This window comes from Allobosea sp. NPDC055332 (genome assembly GCF_053645455.1).
The window spans coordinates 1-26708 of the sequence record NZ_JBSHMO010000002.1; the positions used below are offsets into that span (position 1 = coordinate 1).

General features: G+C 66.6%; 28 protein-coding genes and 1 tRNA gene. 7 read left to right on the top strand and 22 right to left on the bottom strand.

Annotated features, from left to right (window positions below; genetic code table 11):
* From ACWIGM_RS08365 to ACWIGM_RS08375, 3 genes are all read right to left on the bottom strand, one after another.
* Positions 1-1056, bottom strand: a 1056-nt coding sequence (locus ACWIGM_RS08365; RefSeq protein ID WP_454025475.1) for a hypothetical protein, incomplete at its 3' end; no start/stop codon positions are given.
* A gap of 129 nt (positions 1057-1185) precedes the next feature.
* The gene (locus ACWIGM_RS08370; protein ID WP_454025476.1) at positions 1186-1812 is read right to left on the bottom strand and encodes a transglutaminase-like cysteine peptidase; all 627 of its coding nucleotides are present in this window, start codon (positions 1810-1812) and stop codon (positions 1186-1188) included.
* A 282-nt stretch (positions 1813-2094) separates the two neighbouring features.
* On the bottom strand, positions 2095-2559 hold the full coding sequence (locus ACWIGM_RS08375) for an MgtC/SapB family protein (protein WP_454025477.1): 465 nt from the start codon (positions 2557-2559) through the stop codon (positions 2095-2097).
* A 111-nt stretch (positions 2560-2670) separates the two neighbouring features.
* Here ACWIGM_RS08375 and ACWIGM_RS08380 point away from each other — a divergent pair, with 111 nt between their 5' ends.
* Positions 2671-2955 (top strand): hypothetical protein, encoded by a 285-nt coding sequence (locus ACWIGM_RS08380; protein ID WP_454025478.1) that lies wholly within the window; start codon positions 2671-2673, stop codon positions 2953-2955.
* Between the two features lie 1236 nt (positions 2956-4191).
* On the opposite strand, the gene ACWIGM_RS08385 is transcribed toward ACWIGM_RS08380, so the two are convergent.
* The 5 genes from ACWIGM_RS08385 to ACWIGM_RS08405 form a co-directional block, all read right to left on the bottom strand.
* Positions 4192-4267, bottom strand: a tRNA-Phe gene (locus ACWIGM_RS08385).
* A gap of 563 nt (positions 4268-4830) precedes the next feature.
* Complete coding sequence (gene yacG / locus ACWIGM_RS08390; RefSeq protein WP_454025479.1) at positions 4831-5040, bottom strand: DNA gyrase inhibitor YacG; 210 nt, start codon at positions 5038-5040, stop codon at positions 4831-4833.
* A complete protein-coding gene (locus ACWIGM_RS08395; RefSeq protein WP_454025480.1) occupies positions 5030-5854 on the bottom strand; it encodes an SDR family NAD(P)-dependent oxidoreductase in 825 nt (274 codons plus the stop codon). Before ACWIGM_RS08395 ends, yacG begins: the two co-directional genes overlap by 11 nt.
* 128 nt (positions 5855-5982) lie before the next feature.
* Entirely contained in the window at positions 5983-7410 is a 1428-nt protein-coding gene (locus ACWIGM_RS08400; protein WP_454025481.1) for an L-lactate permease, read from the bottom strand.
* Between the two features lie 21 nt (positions 7411-7431).
* The gene (locus ACWIGM_RS08405; protein ID WP_454025482.1) at positions 7432-8082 is read right to left on the bottom strand and encodes a Maf-like protein; all 651 of its coding nucleotides are present in this window, start codon (positions 8080-8082) and stop codon (positions 7432-7434) included.
* A 280-nt stretch (positions 8083-8362) separates the two neighbouring features.
* Here ACWIGM_RS08405 and ACWIGM_RS08410 point away from each other — a divergent pair, with 280 nt between their 5' ends.
* Complete coding sequence (locus tag ACWIGM_RS08410) at positions 8363-8740, top strand: hypothetical protein (RefSeq protein ID WP_454025483.1); 378 nt, start codon at positions 8363-8365, stop codon at positions 8738-8740.
* Here the strand turns inward: ACWIGM_RS08410 and ACWIGM_RS08415 are convergent.
* The 4 genes from ACWIGM_RS08415 to ACWIGM_RS08430 form a co-directional block, all read right to left on the bottom strand.
* Positions 8737-9594, bottom strand: coding sequence for a CDP-alcohol phosphatidyltransferase family protein (locus tag ACWIGM_RS08415; protein WP_454025484.1), 858 nt, complete (start codon positions 9592-9594; stop codon positions 8737-8739). The two genes, ACWIGM_RS08410 and ACWIGM_RS08415, sit on opposite strands and share 4 nt — an antisense overlap.
* Before the next feature lie 62 nt (positions 9595-9656).
* Entirely contained in the window at positions 9657-10076 is a 420-nt protein-coding gene (locus tag ACWIGM_RS08420; protein ID WP_454025485.1) for a DUF4279 domain-containing protein, read from the bottom strand.
* 9 nt (positions 10077-10085) lie between these two features.
* Complete coding sequence (locus ACWIGM_RS08425; protein WP_454026962.1) at positions 10086-10832, bottom strand: phosphatidylserine decarboxylase; 747 nt, start codon at positions 10830-10832, stop codon at positions 10086-10088.
* A 918-nt stretch (positions 10833-11750) separates the two neighbouring features.
* Positions 11751-13406: an FAD-binding dehydrogenase gene (locus ACWIGM_RS08430; protein WP_454025486.1), complete on the bottom strand. Its 1656-nt coding sequence runs from the start codon at positions 13404-13406 to the stop codon at positions 11751-11753.
* Between the two features lie 247 nt (positions 13407-13653).
* Here ACWIGM_RS08430 and ACWIGM_RS08435 point away from each other — a divergent pair, with 247 nt between their 5' ends.
* Positions 13654-14046 (top strand): hypothetical protein, encoded by a 393-nt coding sequence (locus ACWIGM_RS08435; RefSeq protein WP_454025487.1) that lies wholly within the window; start codon positions 13654-13656, stop codon positions 14044-14046.
* A 58-nt stretch (positions 14047-14104) separates the two neighbouring features.
* Here ACWIGM_RS08435 and ACWIGM_RS08440 read toward each other — a convergent pair whose 3' ends face one another.
* The 6 genes from ACWIGM_RS08440 to ACWIGM_RS08465 form a co-directional block, all read right to left on the bottom strand.
* On the bottom strand, positions 14105-14608 hold the full coding sequence (locus ACWIGM_RS08440) for a hypothetical protein (protein WP_454025488.1): 504 nt from the start codon (positions 14606-14608) through the stop codon (positions 14105-14107).
* A gap of 81 nt (positions 14609-14689) precedes the next feature.
* Positions 14690-15580: a DMT family transporter gene (locus ACWIGM_RS08445; RefSeq protein ID WP_454025489.1), complete on the bottom strand. Its 891-nt coding sequence runs from the start codon at positions 15578-15580 to the stop codon at positions 14690-14692.
* Positions 15577-16230 (bottom strand): class I SAM-dependent methyltransferase, encoded by a 654-nt coding sequence (locus ACWIGM_RS08450; protein ID WP_454025490.1) that lies wholly within the window; start codon positions 16228-16230, stop codon positions 15577-15579. Before ACWIGM_RS08450 ends, ACWIGM_RS08445 begins: the two co-directional genes overlap by 4 nt.
* Entirely contained in the window at positions 16227-17075 is an 849-nt protein-coding gene (locus tag ACWIGM_RS08455) for an AraC family transcriptional regulator (protein ID WP_454025491.1), read from the bottom strand. The genes ACWIGM_RS08450 and ACWIGM_RS08455 overlap by 4 nt, the downstream gene beginning before the upstream one ends.
* 93 nt (positions 17076-17168) lie before the next feature.
* Positions 17169-19079 carry an ABCB family ABC transporter ATP-binding protein/permease gene (locus ACWIGM_RS08460; RefSeq protein WP_454025492.1) on the bottom strand — a complete coding sequence of 637 codons (1911 nt, stop codon included), beginning with the start codon at positions 19077-19079 and terminating at the stop codon, positions 17169-17171.
* A 91-nt stretch (positions 19080-19170) separates the two neighbouring features.
* Positions 19171-19797: a nucleoside triphosphate hydrolase gene (locus tag ACWIGM_RS08465; protein ID WP_454025493.1), complete on the bottom strand. Its 627-nt coding sequence runs from the start codon at positions 19795-19797 to the stop codon at positions 19171-19173.
* Between the two features lie 171 nt (positions 19798-19968).
* Here ACWIGM_RS08465 and ACWIGM_RS08470 point away from each other — a divergent pair, with 171 nt between their 5' ends.
* Complete coding sequence (locus ACWIGM_RS08470; RefSeq protein ID WP_454025494.1) at positions 19969-20301, top strand: hypothetical protein; 333 nt, start codon at positions 19969-19971, stop codon at positions 20299-20301.
* A gap of 131 nt (positions 20302-20432) precedes the next feature.
* On the opposite strand, the gene cimA is transcribed toward ACWIGM_RS08470, so the two are convergent.
* A complete protein-coding gene (gene cimA / locus ACWIGM_RS08475) occupies positions 20433-22088 on the bottom strand; it encodes a citramalate synthase (RefSeq protein ID WP_454025495.1) in 1656 nt (551 codons plus the stop codon).
* 197 nt (positions 22089-22285) lie between these two features.
* Entirely contained in the window at positions 22286-23755 is a 1470-nt protein-coding gene (gene cysS / locus ACWIGM_RS08480) for a cysteine--tRNA ligase (RefSeq protein ID WP_454025496.1), read from the bottom strand.
* 381 nt (positions 23756-24136) lie between these two features.
* Between cysS and ACWIGM_RS08485 the strand changes: the two genes are divergently transcribed.
* Together ACWIGM_RS08485 and ACWIGM_RS08490 are read left to right on the top strand one after the other, a co-directional pair.
* Entirely contained in the window at positions 24137-24466 is a 330-nt protein-coding gene (locus ACWIGM_RS08485) for a hypothetical protein (protein ID WP_454025497.1), read from the top strand.
* 90 nt (positions 24467-24556) lie between these two features.
* Positions 24557-24904, top strand: a complete 348-nt coding sequence (locus tag ACWIGM_RS08490; protein WP_454025498.1) for a hypothetical protein — start codon at positions 24557-24559, stop codon at positions 24902-24904.
* A gap of 19 nt (positions 24905-24923) precedes the next feature.
* Here the strand turns inward: ACWIGM_RS08490 and ACWIGM_RS08495 are convergent, their stop codons facing one another.
* On the bottom strand, positions 24924-25439 hold the full coding sequence (locus ACWIGM_RS08495; protein ID WP_454025499.1) for a CreA family protein: 516 nt from the start codon (positions 25437-25439) through the stop codon (positions 24924-24926).
* Positions 25440-25486: 47 nt separating this feature from the next.
* Here ACWIGM_RS08495 and ACWIGM_RS08500 point away from each other — a divergent pair, with 47 nt between their 5' ends.
* Positions 25487-26119: a GNAT family N-acetyltransferase gene (locus ACWIGM_RS08500; protein ID WP_454025500.1), complete on the top strand. Its 633-nt coding sequence runs from the start codon at positions 25487-25489 to the stop codon at positions 26117-26119.
* On the opposite strand, the gene ACWIGM_RS08505 is transcribed toward ACWIGM_RS08500, so the two are convergent.
* Positions 26089-26622, bottom strand: a complete 534-nt coding sequence (locus tag ACWIGM_RS08505; RefSeq protein WP_454025501.1) for a hypothetical protein — start codon at positions 26620-26622, stop codon at positions 26089-26091. The genes ACWIGM_RS08500 and ACWIGM_RS08505 overlap by 31 nt on opposite strands.
* Between the last annotated feature and the right edge of the window lie 86 nt (positions 26623-26708).

The window sequence follows — 26708 nt, forward strand, 5'->3', positions numbered from 1 at the left end:
GGCGGTAGCGGCGGCGGCGGCGGTGGCAGTGGCGGCGGCAGCGGCGGCAGCGGCGGCGGCAGCGGCGGCAGCGGCGGCGGCAGTGGCGGTAGCGGCGGCGGCAGCGGTGGTAGCGGCGGCGGCAGTGGCGGTAGCGGCGGCGGCAGCGGTGGTAGCGGCGGCGGCAGCGGTGGCAGCGGCGGCGGCAGTGGCGGCGGCAGTGGCGGTAGCGGCGGCGGCAGCGGTGGCAGCGGCGGTGGCAGTGGCGGTAGCGGTGGCAGTGGCGGCGGCGGCAGCGGCGGCGGTAGTGGCGGTAGCGGCGGCGGCGGCAGCGGTGGCGGCGGCAGCGGCGGCGGTGGCCACGGTGGTGGTGGCGGTCATGGCGGCGGCGGTAACGGTGGCGGCCACGGTGGTGGCGGTCATGGCGGCGGCGGTAACGGCGGCGGTCATGGCGGCGGTGGCGGCCATGGTGGTGGCGGTGGCCACGGCGGTGGTGGCGGTCATGGCGGCGGCGGTGGCCATGGCGGCGGTGGCGGTCATGGCGGCGGCGGTGGCCATGGCGGCGGTGGCGGCCATGGTGGTGGCGGCGGTCACGGCGGTGGTGGCGGTCATGGCGGCGGCGGCAACGGTGGTGGCCATGGCGGCGGCGGTGGCCATGGGGGCGGCGGTCATGGTGGCGGTGGCGGCCATGGCGGTGGCGGCCATGGTGGTGGCGGCGGTCACGGGGGCGGTAACGGCTCCAATGGCGGCGGCGGCGGCGGAGGTAACGGCGGCGGCGGCCATGGTGGTGGCGGTGGCCACGGTGGCGGTGGCCACGGTGGCGGCGGCGGCGGCGGCGGTGGCCACGGTGGCGGCGGTCACGGCGGCGGCGGGGGCGGTAACGGCTCCAATGGCGGCGGTGGCGGCGGAGGTAACGGCGGCGGCGGTCATGGCGGTGGCGGCGGCGGAGGCAATGGCGGCGGCGGCCACGGCGGCGGTGGTGGTGGTGGCGGCAATGGCGGCGGCGGTGGCGGCAATGGCGGTGGAGGCCACGGCGGCGGCGGTGGTGGTGGCGGCAATGGCGGCGGCAATGGCCACGGCCGTTGAGGCAACGACGCTATCCGGCCAGGCTGCGCGTCAGCCTGGCCGGATCACGCGCGTTTCAAGGTGGACGGGTCCTCCGATGCCCCGGCTTCGCGGACGAGGCCTTCCCGGCGACCGGGCCGCTCAGCGCCGATCCGGACGCCGGGTCGCGGCGGTCACGACGACGGTGCCGCCATCGATCGCTTCCCAGGCGCGTGGATTGGCCTGCGACATGCGGGTGAAGAACAGGTACCCGGTTTGCGTCCAGGGCAGGAGGCGGGAGGTCTTGTTGTCGAGGACGAGATCGCCTTCCGAGGTCGCGGCCATCAGCACCGCATGCCCCTCGCCGGCGGGCGTGCCGACCACCGCGATCAGCAGGGCCGAGGACGGCCAGCCGCGCTCGATCAATTGCTTGCGCTTCAGCAGCGCGAAATCCTCGCAATCGCCCTGGCCGTCGGTCGGGATGCTCCAGACATCCTCGCGGCCATGATGCGCCTGGTCGGAAATCTCGGAGATGGCGGAGTTCACCCGCGCATTGACCTCCTGCAGGTCGCGCTGGCGCTCCGGGGTCAGGACGACCTGCCGCGTCAGGGCGCCGGAGCGGCGGCACTCCGCCGGGTTCTTGGCGCAGAAACTCAGGAATGCCGGCGGCGGCGAGGCCGATCCGCGGGTTCTGGCGGCGAGCTGCTCGGCCTGGGCGGAGCCCGGCAGAGCTCCGGACAGCAGCGCGATACCGAGCGCCCGAATGGCGATGGAGGCAGGCCTCGTCATGGTCGAAACCACATCGTCATGGTCCGCCTTGCAGGGGGAGATCGCGGGAACGGCCGGTCGAAGGATGGGCGCCTTTGCTTAAGAAAGAAGGCAATTCTGTGATGAGAAATGACGGGAGATTCGGGCGGCCGAGGCAAGGCTGAAAGCGCCCCGTCAACAGGATCCGCAGGGTGCGCCATCGCGCGCCAGGTGAGATTTTTGCCTCAATGCACTGGTTTCACCCGAGAAAGCGGCCGCTCCTCAGACCAGGATTCAACCAGCGGCGCGGCGAATTTCGGCGGGTCAAGCGGTTCCGTCGCTGCCATCCTGCGGTCGCTCCGGCCTGCCGGCCCAGCGCTCGATCGAGTGATCGACGGCGAGCAGCGCCATGGCGAGCACGGTCGCCGACAGCACGATCGCATGGTCGCCGAGCCCGGCGGCGCAGCCGAGCGCCGCGGTGACCCAGATCGCCGCCGCCGTGGTCAGGCCTTGCGGCGTCGCATGGCCCTTGCGCAGCACGATGACGCCGGCGCCGAGAAAGCCGATGCCGGTGACCAGCCCCTGCACGACGCGGCTGGCGGCGTCGATCTCATGCGGCTCGCTGAAGATGGTCGCGGCGGCGGCGGTGCCGAGGCCGACGAGTCCGAAGGTGCGGATGCCGGCGGCGCGCTGCCTATGGGTGCGCTCCCAGCCGACGACGATCCCGGCGGCCATCCCCGCCAGCAGCCGCAGCAGCAGATCGATCTCGCCCCAGACATCGAAGTTCATCTCGCCCTCCCCGCCGCGATTGCCCGTGGGGCGTGAACGCGCGAGGAGGCGAGGTGTTGCCGTGCGTGGTCGCGGCGATCCAGATTGCCGGTTCAAAGCAAGGTTCGACAGATGCCCTATACCGACCCGCTCGAGCCGCTGCTCCAACGCGAGGAAGAGCTGCGCCATGAGATCGCCAGGCGCCTCGTCGAGGAAGCCGGCGCCCCGCCGCCACCCGCTCTCTCAGCCGAAGACCTCGCCGCCGCCGACGCGGCGATCGCCAACTGGGAAGAGCAGGGCGAGGAAGAGCAGGACCAGCGCGCGTTCCGGGCCATGGGGCCGCTGCAGGCGTTGCTGGCCGAGCATCAGGGGATCATGGAGCGGATTGTTGATGAGCGGGATCGGCGACTCTCCTAACGGCGAGCGAGCCGGTGCCAGCGAGGTCACCAACGGGATACCGCGTGCTCTAGCCTGCCCACCAACGCACCGCTATCGCGTAATCATGGTCGCCTTGCTGACGTTGAACAGCCAAATTCGATGGCCGCTCTAAAAACAGAGCTGATAATCGCTTTTGCACGAAGCACGATCGATTCAAAACGCAGTGTCAGTACCTTCTGGCCCGCCACGCCATTGGCTATGCGTCGAAATCGACGGGGCGTAACCTTTCCGGCGGACGGAGATCTCTGAATTGGGAACGCAATGCGTGCTGAAGAAGCCTCCTTAGTGATTCCAACCTTTTTCTCCAGTTGTTATTCGCGTTATATCTGACGTTTGTACAATGTTTAATCGATCCCCAACCCTAAATACGGCATGATGAGAAAGCATCATGATTATCTGCGCATCTTTGTAAATTACTTCCGTTTCATTTTTTGATTTAATTGCTATTTCGCCAAAAGGTCCTTTATCAGTTCTAACACTCAATCCCTTCCATACGCCTAGAATTGAACTCAATAATAAAAATGAAAAAGCTACAGGTATTGCCAACTTTGGTGGGAAGAACCCGATTTCCTTTTTAATAGAAATAAGCCTTGAGACACCAAAAAGGCTAACTACAAACGCAACGGCACAGGTTAATAATGTAATTTGTTTTATAATTATAATTTCATCTCCGAGATTATGTCATGATAATTTTTAATAATATAATAAGTAACGAACAACGACATCAAAATAGATACTATAAATATAGATCTAAGGTTCTTTCTGAAAAATAATTCCAATATCTCTCCCGCAATAGGAAGAATAAATCCCAAAACTGCAATAATAACTGCAGACCCGATTATAGAAAATTTCAACAAATCAGCATACTCTACTATCCAAATAAGGCCAGGACTGAAAGCTGATAGATATCCAGCTAAAAATGCTACAGATACTGCTGTGCCAAATATTGTTACAGAGGCAGAAATTGTTAAAAAATGTTTAGTAATGTATTCCATTATTGCGCTCCCTTCAAAATACATGAAGAAAAACTTCGATTACATCTCCTCCCCCATCTGTCGGCCGGCGAGAGGTAGCGTGGCCAACAAATGCGTTGGCTGTCAATGAAAGTATTTGGAACTAGAAGACTCAAAAAGCGAATAGAGGTCCATTCTTGGCAATCTAAACTGCCAAACCCGAGCAACGCGAAGAGGCTTATAGAAGCACTTGAAAAGAGAATGGTGCCCAGGGCTGGAATCGAACCAGCGACACTGCGATTTTCAGTCGCATGCTCTACCAACTGAGCTACCTGGGCATCCCCGCGAAGCGCGCTGCGCTCCGGTTGGTGCGAGGCGATATAGAGGCATGGGCGCGGGCTGTCCAGCCGACAAACGATCCTGCCGGTGGGAAAATTTCGGTCCTGCCCGCCAAGGCTCGAAAACCGCGCTCGGCACGGCCCTTTCGCCGCGCCCGGCGCAAATGCAGCGCCGGCCCGACACCGACATGCCGCGAGCGCGGCTCGCAGCGCAGATGCTGACACGTCCTGGAACCAAAGCGCGGTAGTCGGGTTGATGCGGCGGCGCCAGCGATGGCGCCGTGCCTGCCGCCGATCTGGAGCAAGCCGCGGATGTACCGGCAGTTCGATCGCGCGGGAGGCGGAATTCGGGCGATGCGCCCTCCGGATAGTCCTGACCCGTCGCGCGGCCGGTCAGCGAACGGCCCGGCGTCCTTCCCGAGAGGGAAACGCCGGGCCTTTCCATGTCTAGGCTCCCATCGTCATTGCGAGCGTAAGCGAAGCAATCCAGGGGCGGCAGAGCTCTACGTCCCCCTGGATTGCTTCGTCGCTTTGCTCCTCGCAATGACGGTTCTTGATCGGCCTCAGACGTCCTCGTCGCGCCGCATCGGCGCTTCCTCGGTCTCCTCCAGCGGCTCGCCCGGAATCACGTAATTGCCCTTGAGCCAGCGGCCGAGGTCGATGTCGGCGCAGCGGGACGAGCAGAACGGCTTGAAGCGCTGCACGGCCGGCTTGCCGCAGATCGGACAGGGCCGCGCAGGCGGGGCAGGATTCTCGGGTTGCTCAGGCGCCATATTGCAAGGTCACTCCGCCATCGACTGGAAGCTCGATGCCGGTGACATAGCGCGCCTCGTCGCTCGCAAGGAAGAGCGCCGCCCAGGCGACGTCCCAAGCCTCGCCCATATGCCCCATCGGCACCTGCGAGTCACGCTTGGCCCACATCGCCGCGACGTCGCCCTTGCCATAGGTCTGGGCCAGCCCGGCCGAATGCTCGACCATCGGCGTCTTCATCAGCCCGGGCAGCACGGCGTTCACGCGGATCTTCTGCGGGGCGTATTGCGCCGCCGTGGTGCGGGTGAGCTGGTTCATCGCCGCCTTGCTGGCGCCATAGCTGGCATAGGGCACGCCGGTGTGGCGGATCGAGGCGATCGAGGAGATGTTGATGATCGAGCCGCCCTGCCCGCTCTCGGCGAACTGGCGCTGCATCACCGGGATGACGTGCTTCATCGCCAGGAAGCAGCCGGTGAGGTTGACCCTGAAGACGCGCTCCCAGGTCTCCAGCGGCAGGTCGACGACGCTGCCGACCTCGGCGATGCCGACATTGTTGTCGAGCACGTCGATGCGGCCGTAAGCCTTGAGCGTCGCCTCGACGAGCGCGCGCAAATCGTCTTCGCTGGTGACGTCGGTGCGGATCGCGAAGGCCTCGCCGCCCTCGCTGGCGATGATGTTCGCGGTCTCCTGCGCGGCCTCGAGATTGCGGTCGGCGCAGACGACTTTGGCGCCTTCGCGGGCGAACACGGTCGCGGTCGCCTTGCCATTGCCCCAGCCCGGGCCGATCGAGCCCGCGCCCGCGACGATCGCGACCTTGCCTTCCAGACGTCCCGCCATTCCGATGTTCCCTGCCCTGCGCGCCATCTGGTGTCGGCGCTCTCGTGATGGCGCCAGCATCGGCACTCGCGGCGCCCTGGGCAAGCGCATGGCATGCAAGCCGGCATGCGCGGCCGGGCCCGGCCTTCTCAGGCGAGCTGAGCGGCGGCGAGAGCAATCGCGGTGGTGAGGCCGACGACCAGCGCGAACCAGGGCCAGAGCGCGCGCAATGCCTGCCCGGTCTCGGCGGTCGTCGCCTTGATCAGCACCTGGCCCATGGTGACGCGGACCGGGCTGACCGCGGTCAGCAGGCTGCCGGCGACGACCGCCGCGGCGATGACCAGAAGCCGCGCCTCACCGGCCGGAACCAGAGCCGTGGCAAGCGGCATCGAGACGGCGCCGGCGCCGGTGTTCGAGCCGGTGAGATAGCCGCCGAGCGCACCGGCGACCGGCACGATCCCGGCCGACCAGGAGCCGAGCACGCCGCTGACGCTAAGACCGATGCCGCCGGCCAGGCCCGAACCGACCATGATCCAGGCCATGCCGACGAGCAGGAAGGTCAGGAGCGCCGCGCGCCCGGCGCGCTGCAGCGTCAGCTTCATCAGGGCCGTGGTCTGCCTGGCCCCGCCCCGGCGGATAGCGACGACGAGCGCGATCACGATCAGCGGCAGCGCCGGCGAGAGCAGCGGCGCGAAGGCCGAAGCGTCGGCGAAGGGCTTGAAGGACGGATGCTCCAGCCGGTCATGGATCGAAGGCACCAGCCGCATCAGCGCCAGCGCGATGACCAGCGCGATATAGGGCGCAAGCCGCGCCAGCAGCGTCCGGTCGAGCCCCGCAAAGCCCTTCACCCGCAGGAAGCGCAGCAGCATCACCGGCGCCAGCGCCGCGATCGCGGCAAGCTCCAGCGGCAGCGTAAGGTTGGCGGCGACGAGCAGGGCCATCAGCAGCGCGATCAGGCCGGCCCATTCGAGGCGGTCGGCGAGCGCGGGCGCTAGCCCGGCCTGCCGCGACAGGCGCCAGAATAAAGGCAGCAGCACAGCGCCGAGCAGCGCCGTCACCAGCGCGACCCGCCAGATCAGCGCCGCGAGCGAGACGCCGGCGATGTCGGCGCTGATCCTGGTGCCGATGCCGAGCGCGCCCCAGGGCACCAGGATCTGGCTGAAGGTGGCGAGCGCCAGCGCCGGCGCCTTGTCGACGCCGAGCCGGCGGGCGCCGGAGACGGCGACGACATAGCCGACGCCGAAGCCGGTCGAGGTTTCGAGAAAGGGGCCGCGCAACAGGCAGGCCTCGGCGAGCGAGCCATGCTCCGGCTTGCCTGTGTCGGCTTCGTCTTTCGCCCGCTCCAGGCTGAGCGAGAAGGCGAGTCCGGCGACGATGACCAGCACCGCCGGCAGGCCGATCCAGGCGCCGGCGGCGAAATGCCTGATGATCGCAGCGGCGTCCGGATGCGCCGGCCCGGCGAACCAGGCGACGAATGCCGCGCAGATCGTGCCCACCAGACCGGCGGTGAGCGCCGAGCGGCCCGACAGGATCAGCCCGAGGAAGAGGATCAGAGGCGAGAGCCAGATCAGGATCATGGCTGTCCAGCGCCGCTCGACTCAGCCGACATTCAGCCAGCCGAGGCGGACCGGGAAGCCCTCGCCGCCGAGCAGGTTGACCGTCTCGTAGAGCGGCAGGCCGACCACGCCGGTATAGGAACCGACGAGCTTGACCACGAAGGAGCCGGCGATGCCCTGGATGGCATAGGCACCGGCCTTGCCGCGCCATTCGCCCGAGGCGAGGTAGTTCTCGAGGTCCTCGCCGGAGAGCCGCTTGAAGCGCAGGCGCGTCTCGACGATGCGCTCGCGGATCGTGCCTGAGGGCGTCGCCAGGGCGACGCCGGTATAGACGCGGTGCGCCCGGCCGGAGAGCAGGCGCAGGCAGGCGGCGGCCTCGTCGACGATCTCGGCCTTGGGCAGGATGCGCCGGCCGACGGCGACGACCGTGTCGGCAGCGAGGATATAGGCGCCTTCGAGATCGGGCCGCCCTTTAAGCCCGGCCAGGCCCGCCTCGGCCTTGGCGCGGGCGAGCCGGCGGGCGAGATCGCGCGGGCGCTCGCCCTTGAGCGGGCTCTCGTCGAGATCGGAGGGCAGCAGCGCGTCGGGCTTGAGGCCGGCCTGTTCGAGCAGGGCAAGTCGCCGCGGCGAGGCCGAGGCCAGGACCAGCTTGGGCCGCCAGCCGGGCGGCTTCTGGGAGCTGAAGAGATTCAAGTGTCGGCTCGCTGCGCGTCCGGGACGATTTCCCGCAAGGCTTTAGAGCCTGTTGGGGAATATCCCAAGCCCTCTCCTGAGATCGGGCCGTGCCGCGCGCCCTCCCCGCATGGCATGGTTCCTCGCATCTCCTGTGCAAGGCCCAGAATTTGGGCACCGCCATGCATGGTTCCGGATTGCACTAAGCCGTTTAGCTTGCCACATCGGACAGGCGGGCGTGGCGGCGACCCGCAAGGCTTGGCCCATGCGGCCCCCTTCTCGTCACCGGAGAGCTTTCGCCATGGCGTCACGGACTGGATCTGCCTCGACTGTCGCATTGGCGGCGGATGCGCAAAGCGTTCTCGCCGAGATGGTCGCGATGCAGGTCGATGCCGGCCTCACCATCGCCATGCGACTGCCGATCCTGGCCAAGGGCGCGCTCGGCGATGCCAGGGGCCAGCGCGAGGCCAGCAAGGCCGTGGTCGAGAAGGCCGCCGCGATGGCAGAGAGCAGCTTCGCCATCGGCCATGCCGCAACGCTGTTCTGGTGGAGCCTAGCGTTCAACCCGCTGACCCCGAACGGGTTCGGCGAAGCGACGGCCAAGGCGGTCCACAGCACGCTGGAGCCATTCTCGCGGCGCACCCGCGCCAATGCCAGCCGGCTGGCGAAGCGGCGCTAGGCTTTCGGTTCGGAACCCGACTCGATCACGGGTTCGGCGACGGTCGGCAATGCAGCCGCCGCCGCATGCTCGCGCTCCAGCTTGCGATAGCGCGCGACGCTGACCGGAATCAGCGCGAGATAGGCCACGACGATCAGCGCCAGCATCTCGAAGGGATAGGCGAAGAGCAGGCCTGCCGCGACGACGACAGCGACGAAGATCGGCAGCACCTGGTCGCGCGGGATGCGGGTGCCGAGGGTCTTGCCGGCATAGCAGGGGATGCGCGAGATCGTCAGGAAGGCGATGAACAGGATGTAGAGGCCGACGAAGGGCGCGCCATAGTCCTGCACGGGAACGCCGATGAAGTGCAGATAGAGCGGCAGCATCGCGGTGATCGCGCCGGCCGGGGCCGGCATCCCGACGAAGAAGTTCTTCTGCCATTCCGGCCGGTCGGGATCGTCGATCATCACGTTGAAGCGCGCGAGTCGCAGCGCCATGGCGCAGGCCAGCGTCAGCACGATGATCCAGCCGAAAGACCTGAGGTCGTGCAGGACGAAAACCCAGAGCACATAGCCGGTGGCGACGCCGAAATTGACGAAATCCGAGAGCGAATCGAGCTCGGCGCCGAAACGCGAGGTGCCCTTGAGCAGGCGCGCGAGACGGCCGTCGACGCCGTCCAGCCCCGCCGCCACCAGGATGCAGATCGTCGCGGTCTCGAGCTTGCCCTCGACGACGAGGCGCATCGCGGTCAGCCCGAGGCAGAGCGCCAATAGCGTGATGACGTTGGGCGCGATCAGCCGGAACGGGATCGGCTTGAAGCGCGCGCGCTTGGTTTCGACGCGCTCGGGCTCGAAAGGCGGAAAGAGGTCGCTCATATCAGCGGGAATACGCGGTTTTAAGATGGGAGGCTAGCGGGAGAGGCCGATGAGCGTCTCGCTCAATCCCCGTCGTCCATTATCCCATAGAGATCCATGTCGAGCCCCAGACCACGCGAACCAAGAGCGAGCATCGTCTGAGGCTGCAATCCAATCCCCTCGTTTGCACTCTCAAGGAACAACCCGGAGAAGATCACCCCGCCGAAGCGGCGAGAAAGATCATTCCAGACCGCAAGATCTTGGCTGAGCGGAGCCAGTAACTCAGCGACCTGCCTATCGAGGTTGCCCGGCCGAACCCGCTCAGCACTGAGCATCCAGAGACCGCTACCGCAGAGAATTTCTTGCCCGTCTGGCCGCAACCGACGCTCTCCTTTGCGGTAGCAGAGTGTCGGAACAGCGCCCAGCAGGCGCGAGATTTCGGTAGGGTCGAGATCGTCTCCACCGAAACGCAGTGATGCAGCGGTCTCGGAGAGTTCGGCCATCTCGCCTGATTAAATCCCGCGGAACACCCGGGCCGTATCGTTGCCCGAGAAATCTGCCAGCACGGTCTCGCCGGCGATCGCGGTCTGGCCTTCGCCGACCAGCGGGGTGACGCCCTGCGGCAGGTAGACGTCGACACGCGAGCCGAAGCGGATCAGGCCGAAGCGCTCGCCCTGCCCGAGCGGATCGCCCTCCTTGACGAAGGGCACGATGCGGCGCGCGATCAGTCCGGCGATCTGGACGACCGCGATGGTGCCGGCCGGTGTCTCGATCGCCAGAGCATTGCGCTCATTGTCCTCGCTCGCCTTGTCGAGCTCGGCATTGAGGAAGAGGCCCGGCGTATAGGCCATCTTGGTGAGGCGCCCGGCGACCGGGCTGCGGTTCACATGGCAGTCGAAGACGTTCATGAACACCGAGATGCGCGTCATCGGCTCGGCCGGCAGCTCGAGCTCCGGCGGCGGCACGGCAGTGGCGATCTGGCTGATGCGGCCGTCGGCAGGCGAGATCACCAGCCCCTCGCGCTGCGGCACGATGCGGACGGGATCGCGGAAGAAATAGCAGATCCACAGCGTGATCAGCGTGCCGATCCAGCCGAAGGGTCCCCAGAGCTGGCCGAGCACCAGCGTCGCCACCACGCCGATGGCGATGAAGACATAGCCTTCCTTGTGGATCGGCACGATCGTCCGGCGGACGGAATCGACGAGAGACATGGGCGTTAGTCCTGTTGCTCTTGTTGGCGCGGCGCGCGCATCTGGCAGTGCCTTCGCGGCGGGGTTGAGGCCGCAAGACGGCCAAGCTGTTTAGAGGCTGCTAGTGGCCTTGGGCAAGGCTTGGGTGAGGTCAAACCGTCCGAATGCCAGGAGCATTGCGCCGCCGATACTGCGGTATCGGCAAGCGATGCGACGCCGCAGTCGGCCGGTTTCACCTCACCGCGTAAGCGGCGTGGCGCTTTTGCCCGATTGCGGCGTCGCTCGCCACGGCCAAGCCGCAAGGCTTGGCCGCACCAAGCTCCTGGCACTCGGACAAAATCGCCGACGCCCAAGCCCTGCCAAAGGCCACTAGCAGCCTCTAAGCTTTTGCGGGCTTTTGCGAAAGAGGCGCGGGGATGGCGCGACAATCAATCCCCGCGGATCAGAACCGTTGTATTCTCACCCCGTCCCGTCCGACCAAGGGGGCTGTCGCGAGGCATCGTGCGGCCGGGCGGGAGAGCGGTGTCCGCTTTGAACAGCCGTCGCGGGCTGGAATGGCGGAGGGGCTTCGTCGTCCGGGCCTGAGCCCGGTCCTGCCGGACCTGAAAGCACGGCGAGGCACCTTGAAGAAAACCGCGCGCGGGGTTCGGGAGCGGCAAGCATCGCTGCTTCGACATCTCGACATCGACATTCGACACAGCGGCGGAACGCTGCCGCATCCGGACCCCGCGCACCCCTTGGGCTGGCGGTATACTTCAAACCCTCGCGGCGAGAGCCGGCGGGGCTTTTGGCGCAGGCTCTTCCTTCTCCCACCCATCTCGGGCCTGCCCGAGATGGGCAACTCAAAGTACCAATGTCGGCAACAGCCGACATTGGTGGGGAGAAGGTGGCAGCGCGAAGCGCTGACGGATGAGGGAGGAACGGTCACCCAGTCAAAGCGCTCTCATCCCCCTGCCGGGACCTTCTCCCCCGAGGGGAGAAGGAGGCCTACCCCACCGCCTTTGCCGTCGCCCTGCCCGCGACCCGCCCCGAGAAGATGCAGCCGCCGAGGAAGGTGCCCTCCAGCGCGCGATAGCCGTGCAGGCCGCCGCCGCCGAAGCCGGCTGCCTCGCCGACTGCGTAGAGCCCCGGCACCGGCTCGCCGTCCGAGCCCAGCACGCGCGCCGAAAGATCGGTCATCAGCCCGCCGAGCGACTTGCGCGTCAGGATGTTGAGCTTGACCGCGACCAGCGGGCCATGGACCGGGTCGAGGATGCGATGCGGCTTCGCGGTGCGGATCAGCCTGTCGCCGAGATAGGCGCGCGCGCCGCGCAGCGCCGTGACCTGCAGATCCTTGCCATAGGGATTGTCGGCGTCGCGGTCGCGCGCCTCGATCTGCCCGCGCAAATGCGCCTCGTCGATCAGCCCGGCACCGCCGAGCGCGTTCATCCGGGAGACCAGCCGCGAAAAATCGGTCTCGACAATGAAATCCTCGCCTTTGTCGAGGAAGGCCTGGACCGGCGCCGGCATGCCGGCCCGGGCGCGCTGGATCACCTGGCGCCAGCTCTTGCCGGTGAGGTCGGGGTTCTGCTCCGAGCCCGAGAGCGCGAACTCCTTGGCGACGATGCTGCGGCTGGTGACGAACCAGGAATGGTCGAAACCGGTCCTGCGCAGATGCTCCAGCGTGCCGAGCGTGTCGAAGCCCGGAAAGAGCGGCACCGGCAGGCGGTTGCCGCGCGCGTCGAACCAGAGCGAGGACGGGCCAGGCAGGATGCGGATCGCATGCTTTGGCCAGATCGGCGCCCAGTTGGCGATGCCTTCGACATAGTGCCACATCCGGTCGCCATTGATCAGCCGGCCGCCGGCCGCCTCGGCGACACCGAGCATGGCGCCGTCGACATGGGCCGGCACGCCCGAGAGCATGCGCCTGGGCGGCTCGCCGAGGCGCTGCGGCCAGTTGCGCCGGACCAGCTCGTGATTGCCGCCGATGCCGCCGGAGGCGACGATCACGCCCTGCGCCTTGAGCGCGAAGCTGCCGGTCACGGTGCGCGAGCTCGCCTGTCCGCGCTCGATCGCACTGTCCTCCAGAACCTCGCCCTCGACGCCGTCGACGATGCCGCCGCTGCGCGTCAGGCCGGTGACGCGATGGCGAAAGCGCAATTCGATCAGCCCCTTCTTCTCCGCCTCCGCGACGCGGCGCAGGAAGGGTTCGAGCACGCCGGGGCCCGTCCCCCAGGTGACGTGGAAGCGCGGCACGGAATTGCCGTGGCCGGTGGCGAGATAGCCGCCGCGCTCGGCCCAGCCGACGACCGGGAACCAGCGCATGCCCTGCTGGTGCAGCCAGCCGCGCTTCTCGCCGGCGGCGAAATCGAGATAGGCCTCCGCCCAGGCCCTGGGCCAATGGTCCTCCTGCCGGTCGAAGCCGGCCGAGCCGAACCAGTCCTGGCGGGCGAGAGCGAGCGAATCCCTGATGCGCAGACGGCGCTGCTCGGGCGAAGCGATCAGGAAGAGCCCGCCGAAGGACCAGTGCGCCTGGCCGCCCAGCGAACCCCGCGGCTCCTGCTCGACGATGATCACCTTGCGGCCGGCATCGGCCAGCTCGGCGGCCGCGACAAGGCCGGCAAGGCCGGCTCCGACGATGACCACATCCGCATCGAGCGCCATGCACCCTCCCAGCCGCCGGATTCCCGTTGCGGTTGAGCTTGCCGAGAAATCGGCGGACCGCAAGGGCGCAGATCCGGCCCGCCTCTCAGATGCCTGCGAAACGGCCCGCCCCGTTTCGAGAAGACCTCGCCCTGAGGCGCTGGCCGCATTAAACATTTGCCGCAAAATGGTCACGAAAGACTTCGGAACGCATCCTCGTCGCAGCGGTTGAATCCCCAGGACACATCATCAACCCCGGAGGATGAGGATGAGACCTCTGAAGATTGGTTTGGTCGCCGGCGCGCTGGCGCTGACCCCGGTCGCGGCCATGGCGCAAGGCGTCGACCTGCGACCGGAGAACAGCATCCCGAAATATGAGCGCGGGCCGACCAGCAACGACAACGCGCCCTATCGCGGCGGCACCTACAAGCCGGACGATGTCCGCCGCGGCTATGACCGGGGCGGCTATGACGGCGCGCGCTACGATACGATCTCGCAGCGTGAGGCGATCAGGATCGCGCGGCGCAACGGCGTCGCCGAGGTCGACCAGGCTCGCTGGAGCGGCAATACCTGGGTGATCGACGGCGCCGACAGGCGCGGCGAAGAGCTCCGCGTCGAGATCAACTGGCGCGGCGAGATCGTCGACGTCGACCGCAACTGAGGCGGAAGCAGAAGACCAACATGGCGAGAAACTGGGCGGCCTCCGGGCCGCCCCTTTTTCATGCCGGCCGGGCGAGGTTCACCCCATTGCCGAAGCGCCTTGCCGCCAGCACGGTCAGCGCCAGGAAGATGGCGAGCGCGATGCCCTGGGCGATGGCGAAGGGCGGCTCGCTCTGCGTCGGCGCCATGTCGCGCAAGACGTTCACCTTGAGGAAAAGCTGCGCGATCAGCACGAAGATCAGCAGGTAGAAGGAGAGCACCGCGGTGATCGCGTAGATCCGCCGCCAGGCGCCGCGCAGGCCGAAAGCGTAGAGCCCCAAGCCGGCGACGACGATCAGCACCAGCGAAATCCCGCCGACGATATGCGAGGGCAACACGCCGCTGAAGGGAAAGGCGTAGCCGGTCGCACTGGTTGCGAAGGCGGTCGACAGGAAGATGCCGTTCCAGCGTTGGCTGAGATGGCCCTTCAGCAGCGCCGCCGTCATCGGGATGCCGGCGACGATGGCGATGATGCTGAGCCAAGTATGGAAACCGACCAAAGTGGTCGGATCGAGCACGAACATGATGAAGCCCCCCGCTTCAAATGCAGTGCGCCATACTGGCAAATCCGGGGCCATCCTGGCGAGGGCTTTGTGGAAGCTTTCTCAACTGGACGGCTCGACGACCGACGCTGCGCCCTCCGAGCGCTCTGGCCGCCGGGCCGTGGAGAAATAGGAGCCGGCGACGATCAGCGCGAAGCCCACCAGCAGAGCGAGAGAGAACGGCTCGCCCAGCACCGTGACCCCGAGCAGAACCGCTACGGCCGGATTGAGATAGGCGATCACCGTCGCGCGCGACGCGCCGACCTCGGCAATCAGCGCAAACAGCAGCTGGAAGGCCAGAGCCGTGCAGAAGACGGCCAGGGCGATCACGGCGAGGGATGCATCCAGCGGGAAACGCGCCGGCCAATAAGCGGGGACGAAGGGCAGATAGATCACGGACGCGACGATGAGCGAGGCGACGACCACGGCACCATCGTCGGCGTCGGCGAGCTTGCGCGCCACGATGATCGGACCGAGCGCATAGCCGAGCGCGCTTGCGCCCAGGGCCAACGCCGGCCAGAGCCCGGCCGGCTGCTCGTCGAAGCCGAGCAGCGCGACGACGCCGGCAAGGCCGAGCCCGAGACCGATGAGCCGGCCTGTCCCGAGCCGCTCCTGCGACAGCACGACGCCCAGGATCGCGGCGAGGATCGGCGTCAGCGCGATGATCAGGCCGGCGAGCGAGCTGGTGACCCGCGTCTCGGCAAAACCGATCAGGAACCAGGGCCCGCTGATCTCGACGAGCGTGAACAGGATCAGCCAGCCCGGCTTGCGGAAGCCGGCCATGATGCCCTTGCCGCGCCAGGCAAACGGCAGCAGCACCAGGGCGCCGATCGCGGCGCGGCCGAAGGCGACGATGATCGGGTGGTAGTCGACGACGGCGATCCGGATCAGCAGATAGGGCACGCCCCAGATCACGCCGAGGGCGAGGAAGAGCAGCAAGGCTTTCCGGCTCATGCGGGCAGGCCTTTTCTGAACAAGGCGGTCAGCCAGCGGCCTTCGCGACCATCGAACGAGTAGGACCAGTGCAGAGCGAGGCCGAGCGCGGCCAGAGCGGCAATGATCTCGGAGCGCGGCCAGAGGGCGACATAGTACTCGTTCCCCTTCGAGCCGATCTCGGCGGTCTCGCCCTGCCCTTCCCGGAGCGCGAGCAGGAAGGCGCCGCCATCGCGAATCGCCTCTGCGATCCTGGCGAAGACCGAAGGCAGGATTTCGCGCTCGACATGCTGGAGCACATGGAGCGCGACGATCCCGTCATAGGGGCCGCCCAGCGGATCGCCGGTCGCATCGAGGCGCTCGGCCTGGCGGCCGCGCCCCGCCTGGAAGTCCACGAAGGAGTCCGCGCCGTCGGTACGCCTGACGACGAGCCCCCTCTCCTCGAGCCAGTCGGCGTCCCAGCCGGGGCCGGAACCGATCTCGAGCAGGCGGCTTCCGGGCGGGACGATCTTGAGCAGCTCGATCAGCGCCGGCTGGTCATCCGCCTCCGGCTTGGGCGCGGTCGTTTCGGCATACTCGTCGGCGCAGCCTTCATAGCCGGCGAGGGTCGACGCGTTGGAGGCCGAACGGCTCGCCTCTATCGCCTCCTTGGACGTTTCCGCTGCACTCATCTCCCACCTCCCTCGCGCTCCAGCGGGATCCAGATCGTCAGGCCGCCGAGCCCGGTCCCCGGGTCGAAGTCGTCATTGTGGAATTCGAGGACGGGACCGTTCGCCGCGTTGAGCCCGGCGGCCGGCAGCGCCTCGTTCCAGATCGCCGTGTAGGTATCGAAGATCGTCGAGATGTGGTCGCGATGCTCGAAGACCGCATAGTTCCCCGGTTCGATCTCCAGGGCAGCGAGCGGCTTGCGCGGCGAGACGGCCGAGCTGACCTCGGCGGCGCACATGTATTCGAAGCAGCCATCCTCATCCGGCGCGCGGCAGACGCCGATCGGTATCCCGGGTGCCTTGTCGGCGATGTCGGCATAGTGGTCACACATGAACGTCTGCCATTGCGCCGGTATCCCGATCGCCGATTCGTAGGAGCATGGGGCCGACAAGCCGACGAGGCGCAGCCGACCCAGTGTTCGCAATGTCGGGATCGGCGTCCTGGCGCAGCCATTCGTCAATCGCAGCGGCGCGACGAGCGCGAGCCTGTCAGTGCGACCGGCGTTGCGGACCTCCTCGGGCGTGATCCCGAACTGATCGCGGAAAGCGCGGGTGAAGGCCTCGTGCGAGCCGTAGCCGAATTCCAGCGCGACGGAGAGGATGTCGGGCGCACCGGCGGCGAGGCGCTTGGCAGCCTCGCTCAGCCGCCTCGCCCTCAAATAGGCCATCACCGGCCAGCCGCTGGCGGTTCCGAAGGCATTGGCCAGATGCGAGCGCGACACTTTGCAGGCCGCCGCGATCGAACCAAGCGACAGCTCCTGGCTCGAATTGCGCTCCATGATCCAAAGCGCCGTATCCGCGACCGACATGGCAGGCTCTCTCCCTCCGAGAGACCCGTGACTATCATCCCGAATAATGGCCCGCTTGATCGATCGTCCACAACCGACAGCGTAGCGGTAAGGTCACTGCGTCAGGCTGACCCTGACGCTCTCGCCCTCTTCCTGGGTCGCGCGCTGCAGCGTCGCCTTGGCCTCGTCGACCTGGCGCTGGCGGTTCCAGAGCGCGGCGTAGACGCCGTCGGCCGCCAGCAATTCGCGATGATGGCCGCGCTCGACGATCAGTCCCTTGTCGAGCACGATGATCTCGTCGGCGTTGACCACGGTCGAGAGCCGGTGGGCGATCACCAAGGTGGTGCGGCCCTCGCTGACCCGGTCGAGCGCGTCCTGGATCTCCTTCTCGGTGAAGGAATCGAGCGCCGAGGTCGCCTCGTCCAGCACCAGCACCGGCGGGCCCTTCAGGATGGTGCGGGCAATGGCAACGCGCTGCTTCTCGCCGCCGGAGAGCTTGAGACCGCGCTCGCCGACCGAGGTCTGGTAGCCTTCCGGCAGCGACTTGATGAAGCGGTCGATCTGGGCGAGCCGCGCGGCGTCCTCGATCTCTCCTTGAGTCGCCTCGGGCCGGCCATAGCGCAGATTGTATTCGATGGTGTCGTTGAACAGCACGGTGTCCTGCGGAACCATGCCGATCGCCGAGCGCAGCGAGACCTGCTTGACCTCGGCAATGTCCTGGCCATCGATCAGGATGCGCCCGGTCTGCGGCTCGTAGAAGCGGAAGAGCAGGCGCGAGATCGTCGACTTGCCGGCGCCCGAAGGGCCGACGATCGCGACCGTCCTGCCGGCCGGTACCTCGAAGGAGATGCCACGCAGGATCGGCCGCTCCGGCACATAGGCGAAGTGGACATCCTCGAAGGTTACGGTGCCGGCGCGGACGTCGAGCGCGGGAGCGCCCGGCTCGTCCTGGATCTCCGGATCGCGGCCGATCAGCGAGAACATCTGCTCGATGTCGAGCGTCGCCTGCTTGATCTCGCGATAGACGGTGCCCATGAAATTCAGCGGGATGTAGAGCTGGATCAGCATGGCGTTGATCAACACGAAATCGCCGACAGTGTTGGTGCCGGCCTGGAAGCCGCGCACGCACATCACCATCGAGACGGTAAGGCCGATCGCGAAGATCGCGGCCTGGCCGAAGTTCAGCCAGGCGAGCGAGGTATAGGCCTTGATCGAGTTGCGCTCATAGCGCGCCATCGAGAGGTCGTAGCGGGCCGTCTCGCGCGCCTCGGCGCCAAAATACTTCACCGTCTCGTAGTTGAGCAGCGAGTCGATCGCCTTGGCGTTGGCGTCGGTGTCGGACTCGTTCATCTGGGCGCGGATGGCGATGCGCCATTCGGTGGCCTTGATGGTGTAGGCCATGTAGCCGACCACCATCGTCACCAGCACCACGACATAGCGCCAGTCGAACAGCCAGAGCAGCACGGTGATGATCAGGGTGACCTCGATGATCACCGGCACGAGCTGATTGAGGCCGAGGCGGACCATCTCCTCGATACCGTTGCGGCCGCGCTCGAGCACACGCGTCAAACCGCCGGTCTTGCGCTCGAGATGGAAGCGTAGCGAGAGATGGTGGAGATGGCCGAAGGTCTGCAGCGCCAGCGTGCGGACCGCGTGCATGAAGACCGGCGCGAAGATCGCATCGCGCAATTGCACGAAAGCGGCCGAGCCGACACGGGCGAAGCCGTAGATCACGGTCAGCGCCAGCGGCGCGCCAACCAGCCACGGCAGCCAGTTCGACAGCGAGGTCGGGTTGTTGGCGAGCGCGTCCGTCGCCCATTTGAAGGTGAAGGGCACGCCCATCAGCACGAGCCGGCCGATCACCAGCAGCACGAAGGCAGCGACGACGCGCTGGCGCAGATCGGCCCGCTCCGGCGGCCAGAGATAGGGCCAGAGCGCCTGGAAGGTGGCGATGAAGCCGGAGCCGGGCTGGAGCACGGCCGAGCGCGCGAGGGGCGCCGGAGCCGGCGTGGCAGGCGAGGACATTGAAATGCTTCCAAATGGAACCGCCGATATAGGCGGATTCTCCGGGGAATGCAGGGGGCGGGAGGAGAAATTGCGCCCCGAGCTCGTTTCGTCAGAGCGCAGCGCCGTTCCGCCAGAGAATATCAGCCCGCCGGCTGCCTGCGATCACCAATCGCGCATTGGGCAGGTCGTTGCCGTCAACCCAGCTACGCGCGGCCTCCTCGCTGCGGCCAAGATCGCGCCAGCGGGCCAGCAATCGGCGCTCCAGCTCGGCGAGCGGCACGTCGATGAAGATGGTGAGGTCGAAGAGCGGTGCGAGTTCGGACCAGGGCGCCTGGTCGAGCAAGAGATAATTGCCCTCGACCAGCACGAATCGGGCATCGGTGGGGATGATCGCCGCGCCGGCACGGGCAAGATCGGACTCGCGATCGAAAAGCGGCACCGCGACATCCCCTACGCCCGACCGGATACGCCGCAGCGTCGCCGCGAGCCCGGCGCAGTCGAAGGTCTCGGGCGCCCCCTTGCGCTGGCGCAGCCCCAGGGCATCGAGCACGGCATTGTCGAAATGGAAGCCGTCCATCGGTACCAGCGCCGCCTCGCCTTCCGGCAGCGCCGCGAGCAGGCGGCCGCTCAAGGTCGACTTGCCGGCGCCCGGAGGTCCGGCGAGCGCGACGATGACACGGCGCTGATCACCGGCCCGCTCGACGATCCGGGCAGCGATGTCTTGGGCAGTCTGCATGGTCAAAGGCCCGGAAACTCCATTTTCCTACTGCAGGATCGGCGAGGTTCATGGCGCCTGCAACCGAACGCTTCCGCCATGAACCGGCACCAATCGGGCCTTGTTCTCGTCGCAAGAGCGATGTCAGACTAGTCTAAAGCCTTTAAAGGCTGAGGCCTGGAGAAGACGCCCATGACGCTTCGACGCATCCTTCCCGCCGCTTGCGCCCTCGCGCTGCTGCCGATCGTACCGGCGCTCGCGCAATCGCGCCCACCGGCGCAGATCAAGATCACCAATGCCCGTACCGTACCGCTCGAGTCGCTGGAGATCACGACCACCGGCGAACAGGCCCGGCTTGTCGGCAAGCTCGCCAAGCCGCTGGCGCCCGGCAAGAGCATCATGATCAAACTCAACAAGCCGGCTGGCTGCAGCTACTATCTGCTCGGCAAGTTCAGCGACGAGAGCGAAAGCGACAATGACGGCATCGACCTCTGCAAGGAGAAGTCGTTGCGCCTGACGGAGTAAGCTCTCTCCCTTCTCCCCTCGGGGGAGAAGGTGGCAGCGCGAAGCGCTGACGGATGAGGGAAGGACGGCACACCTGGTTGAACCGCCCTCATCCCCTGCCGGACCTTCTCCCCCGAGGGGAGAAGGATGCCCTACGCCGTCGCGCCCTCGCGCATCAGCTTGTAGGTGATCGAGTCGACCAGCGCCTGGAATGAGGCGTCGATGATGTTGGCGCTGACTCCGACCGTGGTCCAGCGCTCGCCGGTCTCGTCGGCGGATTCGATCAGCACGCGGGTGACCGCGTCGGTACCGCCCTGGAAGACGCGGACCTTGTAGTCGACCAGCCTCAAGCCCCCGATCAGCGACTGGTAGCGGCCGAGATCCTTGCGCAGCGCCAGATCGAGCGCATTGACCGGCCCGAGCACGCTCTCGGCGACCGAGATCAGCGTCTCCTCGCCGACCTGCACCTTGACGATCGCCTCCGAGAAGGTGACGAGCTCGCCCAGCGCATTGTAGCGGCGCTCGACATTGGCGGTGAAGCGCTCGATCTCGAAATAGGCGGGCAACTCGCCGAGGATGCGCTTGGCGAGCAGGTAGAACGAGGCGTCGGCGCCTTCGAAGGCGTAGCCTTGAGCCTCTTTCTCCTTCAGCTCCTCCAGCACGCGCGACAGGCGCGGATCGTCGCGGCCGAGCGTGACGCCGATGCGCTCCAGCTCGGCGACGAGGTTCGACTTGCCGCCCTGGTCGGAGACCAGCACTTTCCGGACATTGCCCACCAGATCGGGCGCGACATGCTCGTAAGTCCGCGGGTCCTTCAGCACGGCGGAGGCATGGATGCCGGCCTTGGTGGCGAAGGCGGAGGCGCCGACGAAGGGCGCGTGACGGTTGGGCGCACGGTTCAGCATCTCGTCGAGCGCGCGCGAGACATGGGTGAGCTCTCCGAGCTCGGCCTCGCCGACGCCGAGGCTGAAGCGGCGATTGTAACGGTCCTTGAGCTTCAGCGCGCCGATCAGCGTGACGAGATTGGCATTGCCGCAGCGCTCGCCGAGGCCGTTGAGTGTGCCCTGGATCTGGCGCACGCCGGCCTCGACTGCGGCCAGCGAATTGGCGACGGCACAGCCGCAATCGTCATGGGCGTGGATGCCGAGATTGTCGCCGGGAACGACCTTGGCGACCTCGGCGACGATCCGACCGATCTCGTCCGGCAGCGTGCCGCCATTGGTATCGCAGAGCACGACCCAGCGGGCGCCGGCCTCATAGGCGGCGCGGGCGCAGGCAAGCGAATAATCGGGATTGGCCTTGTAGCCGTCGAAAAAATGCTCGCAATCGAGCATCACCTCGCGGCCGGCGGCCTTGGCGGTGGCGACGCTGTCGCGGATGCCGTCGAGGTTGTCCTCGAGCGAGATCTCGAGCGCGACATGGACATGATAGTCCCAGCTCTTGGCGACGAAGACGATGGCGTCGGCCTTGGCATCGAGCAGCGCGGCGATGCCGGGATCGTTCGAGGCCGAGCGCCCTGCCCGCTTGGTCATGCCGAAGGCGGCGAATTTCGCCCGCTGCGTCGGCTTGCTCGCGAAGAAGGCGGTGTCGAGCGGGTTGGCGCCGGGATAACCGCCCTCGACATAGTCGATGCCGAGCTTGTCGAGCAGGGCTGCGACCGCGCGCTTGTCGTCGAGCGAGAAATCGACGCCCGTGGTCTGGGCGCCGTCGCGCAGCGTCGTATCGAAGAGATGGATGCGAGCGACCGCCGCCTCGCCGGCCTTGCGCGGCGCGGCTTCAGCAAGAGTGCTGAGGGCTTCGGTGCTCATAGCCTGGACCGCAGCCGGTAGCGCAGCACCTTCGGCATCACCATGGCGAGCATGACGAGCTTCATCGCGATCGAGAGCGAACCACGCTTGCGGATCTTCGGGGTCTGAGTGGTCATTGTTCTTGGTCTTCTTTCAACGGAATGAGGCAACGCCGCAGCGCGGCAGGAAGTTCACGGGAAGGATTGTCGCTGGGAGGGTCACCGCTTCACCTCCCAGCTCGTAATCAGCTCGCCGGTGGCCGGGTCCTTGCCGTCCATCAGCACGATGCCCATCGCGACGAGCTCGTCGCGGAGGCGATCGGATTCGGCGAAATTCTTCGCCTTGCGGGCAGCGAGACGGGCGGCGATCGAGGCCTCGACCTTCGCCCGCAGGGCATCATCGATCTCGGCCACAGCCACCTCCGGGAGGGCGATGCCGAGCAGAGCAAGGCTCGCCTTCAGGCTGGCATGATCGCCGGCCTTGCGCAGAGCGTGCAGCTCGGCGAGCACCTGCGAGGTGTTGAGATCGTCCGCAAGCGCTTCGATCACGCCAGCTGGGACCTGCCCGGCCTCAACCTCTCCTGCAGCCGCGGCCCAATCTGCCAGCGTCTTCTCCGCCTCCTCAAGCGCCTTCACCGTCCAGTCGATCGGCTGGCGGTAATGGGTTTTGAGCATGGCGAGGCGCAGCACCTCGCCGGGCCATGTCCGCCCGCCGAAAGTGTCGGTCGCCAGCAGCTCGTTGATGGTGACGAAGTTGCCGAGGGATTTCGACATCTTCTCGCCTTCGACCTGCAGGAAGCCGTTGTGCATCCAGTAGTTCGCCATGCGCGCAGCACCGCCGGCTGCGCCGAAGGCGCAGCAGCTCTGGGTCAGCTCGTTCTCATGGTGCGGGAAGACGAGATCGATGCCGCCGCCATGGATGTCGAAGACGTTCCGGGCGGGATCGTCGCATTGCAGGCCGCCGCCGAAGGGCTCGAGCAGCGTCTTCATCGACATCGCCGAGCATTCGATGTGCCAGCCGGGGCGACCGGGCGTGGCGATGCCGGCAGGCGACGGCCAGCCCGGATCGATGCCGGCGCGGCTCGGCTTCCACAGCACGAAGTCCATCGGGTCGCGCTTATAGGGCGCGACGTCGACACGGGCGCCAGCGACCATCTCGTCGAGCGAACGACGGGCGAGCGAGCCGTATTTCGGCGCGTCCTTCAGGCCAGCGACGGCCGGCACGTGGAAGAGCACGTGCTCCTCGGCGACATAGGCGATGCCGCGGGCGATCAGGCGCTCGATGATCGCCTTCATCTCCTCGATATGGCCGGTGGCGCGCGGCTCGTCGTCGGGTCGCAGGTTACCGAGCGCATCGACATCGGCATGGAACTGCGCCGTTGTCGTCTGCGTGACCTTCGCGATCGCCTCGTTCAGCGGCAGGCCGGGATAGTCGCGCGCGGCGCGGGCGTTGATCTTGTCGTCGACGTCGGTGAGGTTGCGGGCGTAGCGGACGTGAGCCTCGCCATGGACGTGTCGCAGCAGCCGGTAGAGCACGTCGAAGACGATGACCGGCCGGGCATTGCCGATATGGGCGTAGTCGTAGACCGTCGGGCCGCAGACATACATGCGCACGTTCTGGGGATCGACGGGGGTGAAGACCTCCTTCGTCCGCGTCAGCGTGTTGTAGAGCCTGAGGGTCGGCTGCATCGAAGCGGTATCCTGACGAGAAGGCGACAAAAACGGCTTATCCTGGCCGCTGGCCGGGGCGCTGTCTGTCTTTTCGTTGGGACGAGGACGTGAGCAGCCGGCCAGCGAAAGCTAGCGGCAAATAATGCAAATAATGGCGAGGGCTCGCGTCATCCTGCCGTGATGCCTGTCATGTGCGCTTACGTCAAGTGGCAGCTGCGCAACGCTCTCGCGCCATCGCCCTGCCCTCCTGCGATTTCAGCTCTCGCCGCCGCAATGCCGCCACAAGCGCCCGGCGGTTTGCGCGCAACCAAGATTGCCGTGGTTCACGCAGTCTTAACCATTTGGAACCAGTTTGACATGTCGAAGGTTCAGCCCCGGTCGGGTCTCAGGGACATCATCATGCGCCGCGCCGTCGCTCTGGTCGGGCTCTTCGGAATCATCGGCGCCGGCATGTCGCTCGCCATGCTGCCCGCCACCGGGACTGTCGCCGCCCCCAAGGCCGAGCGCACCTATCTGATCCCGGCCGGCGACGGCTACGGCGTCGCCGACTGCATCGCCAGCAAGTCGGAATGCGGCCAGATCGTCGCCGACGCCTGGTGCGAGTCGCAAGGGCATCGCACCGCCACCGCCTATGGCGTCGCTGCCCCCGAGGACATCACCGGCTCGACGCCGCGCCCCGCCAATGTGGCACAGACCGAACAGCCGCTGACCATCACCTGCGGGGGCTAATCCCGACGGGCGAGATTTCGCCCAACTGACGCAGGCCGTATCGTCGGGCCGCCGTGGAGTTTCCCCGGCTGCATCGGGGATCGCCGGCCCATGATCCGAACAGCGCTCGTCGCCGTCTTCGCCTTGGCGACACTCCCGCCGGCCGAAGCCTTCGAGGGCCGCTATCGCACGCTCGGCGGCAGCATGACGATCCGCCCGGCCGGCGCCGGCATGCTCAAGGTCGATGCCGAGATCGGGAGCAGGAGCTGCGTCGGCGTGATTTCGGCGCGCGGCCGGGCCCAGGGCGACCGGCTCGTGGCCGAAGCCACGGAGTATGGTGAGATCTGCCGTCTCGACATTCGCCGCAAGGGCCGCGTTCTCACGGTGACGGAGAGCGGCGCCTGCACACCGTTCCACGGCGCGAACTGCAACTACACCGGCAGCTATACGCTCCGTTGAGAAGTGGTCCGAACGCGCCTCACCTCACCCATTCCGAGCATTTCGCCACGTCACCGCTGCTGCCCCAGGGCATGATCGGCACGCTCGAGGTCGAGTTCTGCGGCGAGCCGTCGATCAGCTTGTCAGTGTAGACCATGTAGATCAGCACGTTGCGCTTGGCGTCGCAGCCGCGCACGATCTGCATCTTCTTCCAGATCAGCGAGCGGCGCTCGCGGAAGACGACGTCGCCCTGCGAGGCCTTCTCCTTGAAGCGGATCGGGCCGATCTGCCGGCAGGCCAGCGAAACGTCGGAGACCTCCTCGGCGACGCCGAACATGCCGGAGACGCCGCCCTTCTCGGGCACGGTGTAGTGGCAGGCGACGCCCTCGACGACAGGATCATCGACGCCATAGACGGCGAGCTTGTCGTCCGGGGTCAGCATCTTCCAGACCGTCGACTTCTTGAAGATCAGGTCCTCCTGCGCCGCGGCCGGCGCGGCGACGCCAGCAAGCGCGAACAGCGCCGAGGCGGCGAGAAGACAACGACGAAAGCTCATTCAGATTCTCCCAGAGCGTTCCCGAGGGACAGCCGGCAGGATATGGGATGGCCCGCGGGCCCGCACCAGTGCAGGCGCGAGCAATCCTCGAACGATACGACAAGGCGACGACCATGCTGCCGGAGCTGGAAACCGAGCGTTTGCTTTTGAAGCCGCGGACCGTGACCGATCTCGACTTCGTCGCCGGGCTCAACACCGATCCGGAGGTGATGCGCTATATCGCGGCTGTCGGCGACCCGGCGATGGGTCGCGAGGGCGTCGCGGCGCGCAGCTTCCTCCATGTCGAACGCGGGCTCGGCTACTGGACGGTGTTCGCCCGCATGAACGAGGCCGAGGCGCTCGGCTATGTCGGGCTCATTCCCGACGGCGACGACCCGGAGCAGGCCCAGATCAGCTATCGCTTCGCCGCTCGTCATTGGGGACAGGGCTTCGCCCGAGTGGCGGTGAGCCGGCTGCTGCGTTACGGCTTCGAGAGGCTCGACCTGCCGGAAATCCTCATCGTCACGCATCCGCAGAACGCAGCATCATTGCAGCTGGCAACGCGGCTCGGCTTCGAGCCTGACACGACGCGGGATGCGCCGACGATCGGCGATCCGCCGGTACCGGCCGCCTGCTTCCGCCAGACCGGTGCTGCCTGGCGCGAATACGGTCAGGCTACGACGGGCTTGAACGCCAGGTAATAGGCCGCGATCGCGCCGACGAAGCCAAGCCCGGAGAGGACGAGCTTCAGCCGGGTGAAGCCGCTGGCGAAGGCGACCGTTCCTTGATCGACCGTGGGATAGCGATCGAGCAGGCGCGCGATGGCGAGGTTCTCGGCGACATCGCAGAGCCCGCCGAAGAGCCAGCCGCCGCCGCAGAGCGCCGCCACCCACCAGGGATAGCCGCGCATGGAGAGGCCGGCGACGATCAGCGCCCCGACGACGGCGTAGACCAGCGCGAAAGCGAGATCGGCCGGCAGCAGCTTGTTGCGGTAGATCGCCCGGCGCTCAGGGCCGTAGAGCGAGAAGAGCTTCTCGACATCGTCCTTGCTGAAGCCGTCGAGATCGCTCTCCAGCGCCCGGTCGACCTTGAGGCTGCGCGCCCAGAGCCAGGAGAGCAGCAGCGTCAACACCACCAGCGCCGGCCCCCAGAAGAAAAAGCGAAGCGGGATCAGGGTGGAATAGAAGGTCGGCAGCTCTTCCATCGGGCTCACGGCTCCAAGAGCACAGTCATGATTTTGGATCGACCTGATCCAAAATCATGACTGTGATCAGCTCCAAAGTTTGGAGC

Excerpts from the sequence above, each read along its gene's own strand:
- ACWIGM_RS08445 (WP_454025489.1), bottom strand. The coding sequence starts at position 15,580 with ATGAGCCGGAAAGCCTTGCTGCTCTTCCTCGCCCTCGGCGTGATCTGG.
- ACWIGM_RS08430 (WP_454025486.1), bottom strand. The coding sequence starts at position 13,406 with ATGGCGCTCGATGCGGATGTGGTCATCGTCGGAGCCGGCCTTGCCGGC.
- ACWIGM_RS08420 (WP_454025485.1), bottom strand. The coding sequence starts at position 10,076 with ATGGCCGAACTCTCCGAGACCGCTGCATCACTGCGTTTCGGTGGAGAC.
- ACWIGM_RS08400 (WP_454025481.1), bottom strand. The coding sequence starts at position 7,410 with ATGATCCTGATCTGGCTCTCGCCTCTGATCCTCTTCCTCGGGCTGATC.
- ACWIGM_RS08485 (WP_454025497.1), top strand. The coding sequence starts at position 24,137 with ATGCGCCGCGCCGTCGCTCTGGTCGGGCTCTTCGGAATCATCGGCGCC.
- ACWIGM_RS08440 (WP_454025488.1), bottom strand. The coding sequence starts at position 14,608 with ATGTTCGTGCTCGATCCGACCACTTTGGTCGGTTTCCATACTTGGCTC.
- ACWIGM_RS08435 (WP_454025487.1), top strand. The coding sequence starts at position 13,654 with ATGAGACCTCTGAAGATTGGTTTGGTCGCCGGCGCGCTGGCGCTGACC.
- ACWIGM_RS08460 (WP_454025492.1), bottom strand. The coding sequence starts at position 19,079 with ATGTCCTCGCCTGCCACGCCGGCTCCGGCGCCCCTCGCGCGCTCGGCC.
- ACWIGM_RS08455 (WP_454025491.1), bottom strand. The coding sequence starts at position 17,075 with ATGTCGGTCGCGGATACGGCGCTTTGGATCATGGAGCGCAATTCGAGC.
- ACWIGM_RS08450 (WP_454025490.1), bottom strand. The coding sequence starts at position 16,230 with ATGAGTGCAGCGGAAACGTCCAAGGAGGCGATAGAGGCGAGCCGTTCG.
- ACWIGM_RS08505 (WP_454025501.1), bottom strand. The coding sequence starts at position 26,622 with ATGGAAGAGCTGCCGACCTTCTATTCCACCCTGATCCCGCTTCGCTTT.
- ACWIGM_RS08465 (WP_454025493.1), bottom strand. The coding sequence starts at position 19,797 with ATGCAGACTGCCCAAGACATCGCTGCCCGGATCGTCGAGCGGGCCGGT.
- ACWIGM_RS08410 (WP_454025483.1), top strand. The coding sequence starts at position 8,363 with ATGGCGTCACGGACTGGATCTGCCTCGACTGTCGCATTGGCGGCGGAT.
- cysS (WP_454025496.1), bottom strand. The coding sequence starts at position 23,755 with ATGCAGCCGACCCTCAGGCTCTACAACACGCTGACGCGGACGAAGGAG.
- ACWIGM_RS08380 (WP_454025478.1), top strand. The coding sequence starts at position 2,671 with ATGCCCTATACCGACCCGCTCGAGCCGCTGCTCCAACGCGAGGAAGAG.
- ACWIGM_RS08500 (WP_454025500.1), top strand. The coding sequence starts at position 25,487 with ATGGCCCGCGGGCCCGCACCAGTGCAGGCGCGAGCAATCCTCGAACGA.
- ACWIGM_RS08470 (WP_454025494.1), top strand. The coding sequence starts at position 19,969 with ATGACGCTTCGACGCATCCTTCCCGCCGCTTGCGCCCTCGCGCTGCTG.
- cimA (WP_454025495.1), bottom strand. The coding sequence starts at position 22,088 with ATGAGCACCGAAGCCCTCAGCACTCTTGCTGAAGCCGCGCCGCGCAAG.
- ACWIGM_RS08415 (WP_454025484.1), bottom strand. The coding sequence starts at position 9,594 with ATGAGCGACCTCTTTCCGCCTTTCGAGCCCGAGCGCGTCGAAACCAAG.
- ACWIGM_RS08495 (WP_454025499.1), bottom strand. The coding sequence starts at position 25,439 with ATGAGCTTTCGTCGTTGTCTTCTCGCCGCCTCGGCGCTGTTCGCGCTT.
- ACWIGM_RS08375 (WP_454025477.1), bottom strand. The coding sequence starts at position 2,559 with ATGAACTTCGATGTCTGGGGCGAGATCGATCTGCTGCTGCGGCTGCTG.
- ACWIGM_RS08395 (WP_454025480.1), bottom strand. The coding sequence starts at position 5,854 with ATGGCGGGACGTCTGGAAGGCAAGGTCGCGATCGTCGCGGGCGCGGGC.
- ACWIGM_RS08490 (WP_454025498.1), top strand. The coding sequence starts at position 24,557 with ATGATCCGAACAGCGCTCGTCGCCGTCTTCGCCTTGGCGACACTCCCG.
- yacG (WP_454025479.1), bottom strand. The coding sequence starts at position 5,040 with ATGGCGCCTGAGCAACCCGAGAATCCTGCCCCGCCTGCGCGGCCCTGT.
- ACWIGM_RS08370 (WP_454025476.1), bottom strand. The coding sequence starts at position 1,812 with ATGACGAGGCCTGCCTCCATCGCCATTCGGGCGCTCGGTATCGCGCTG.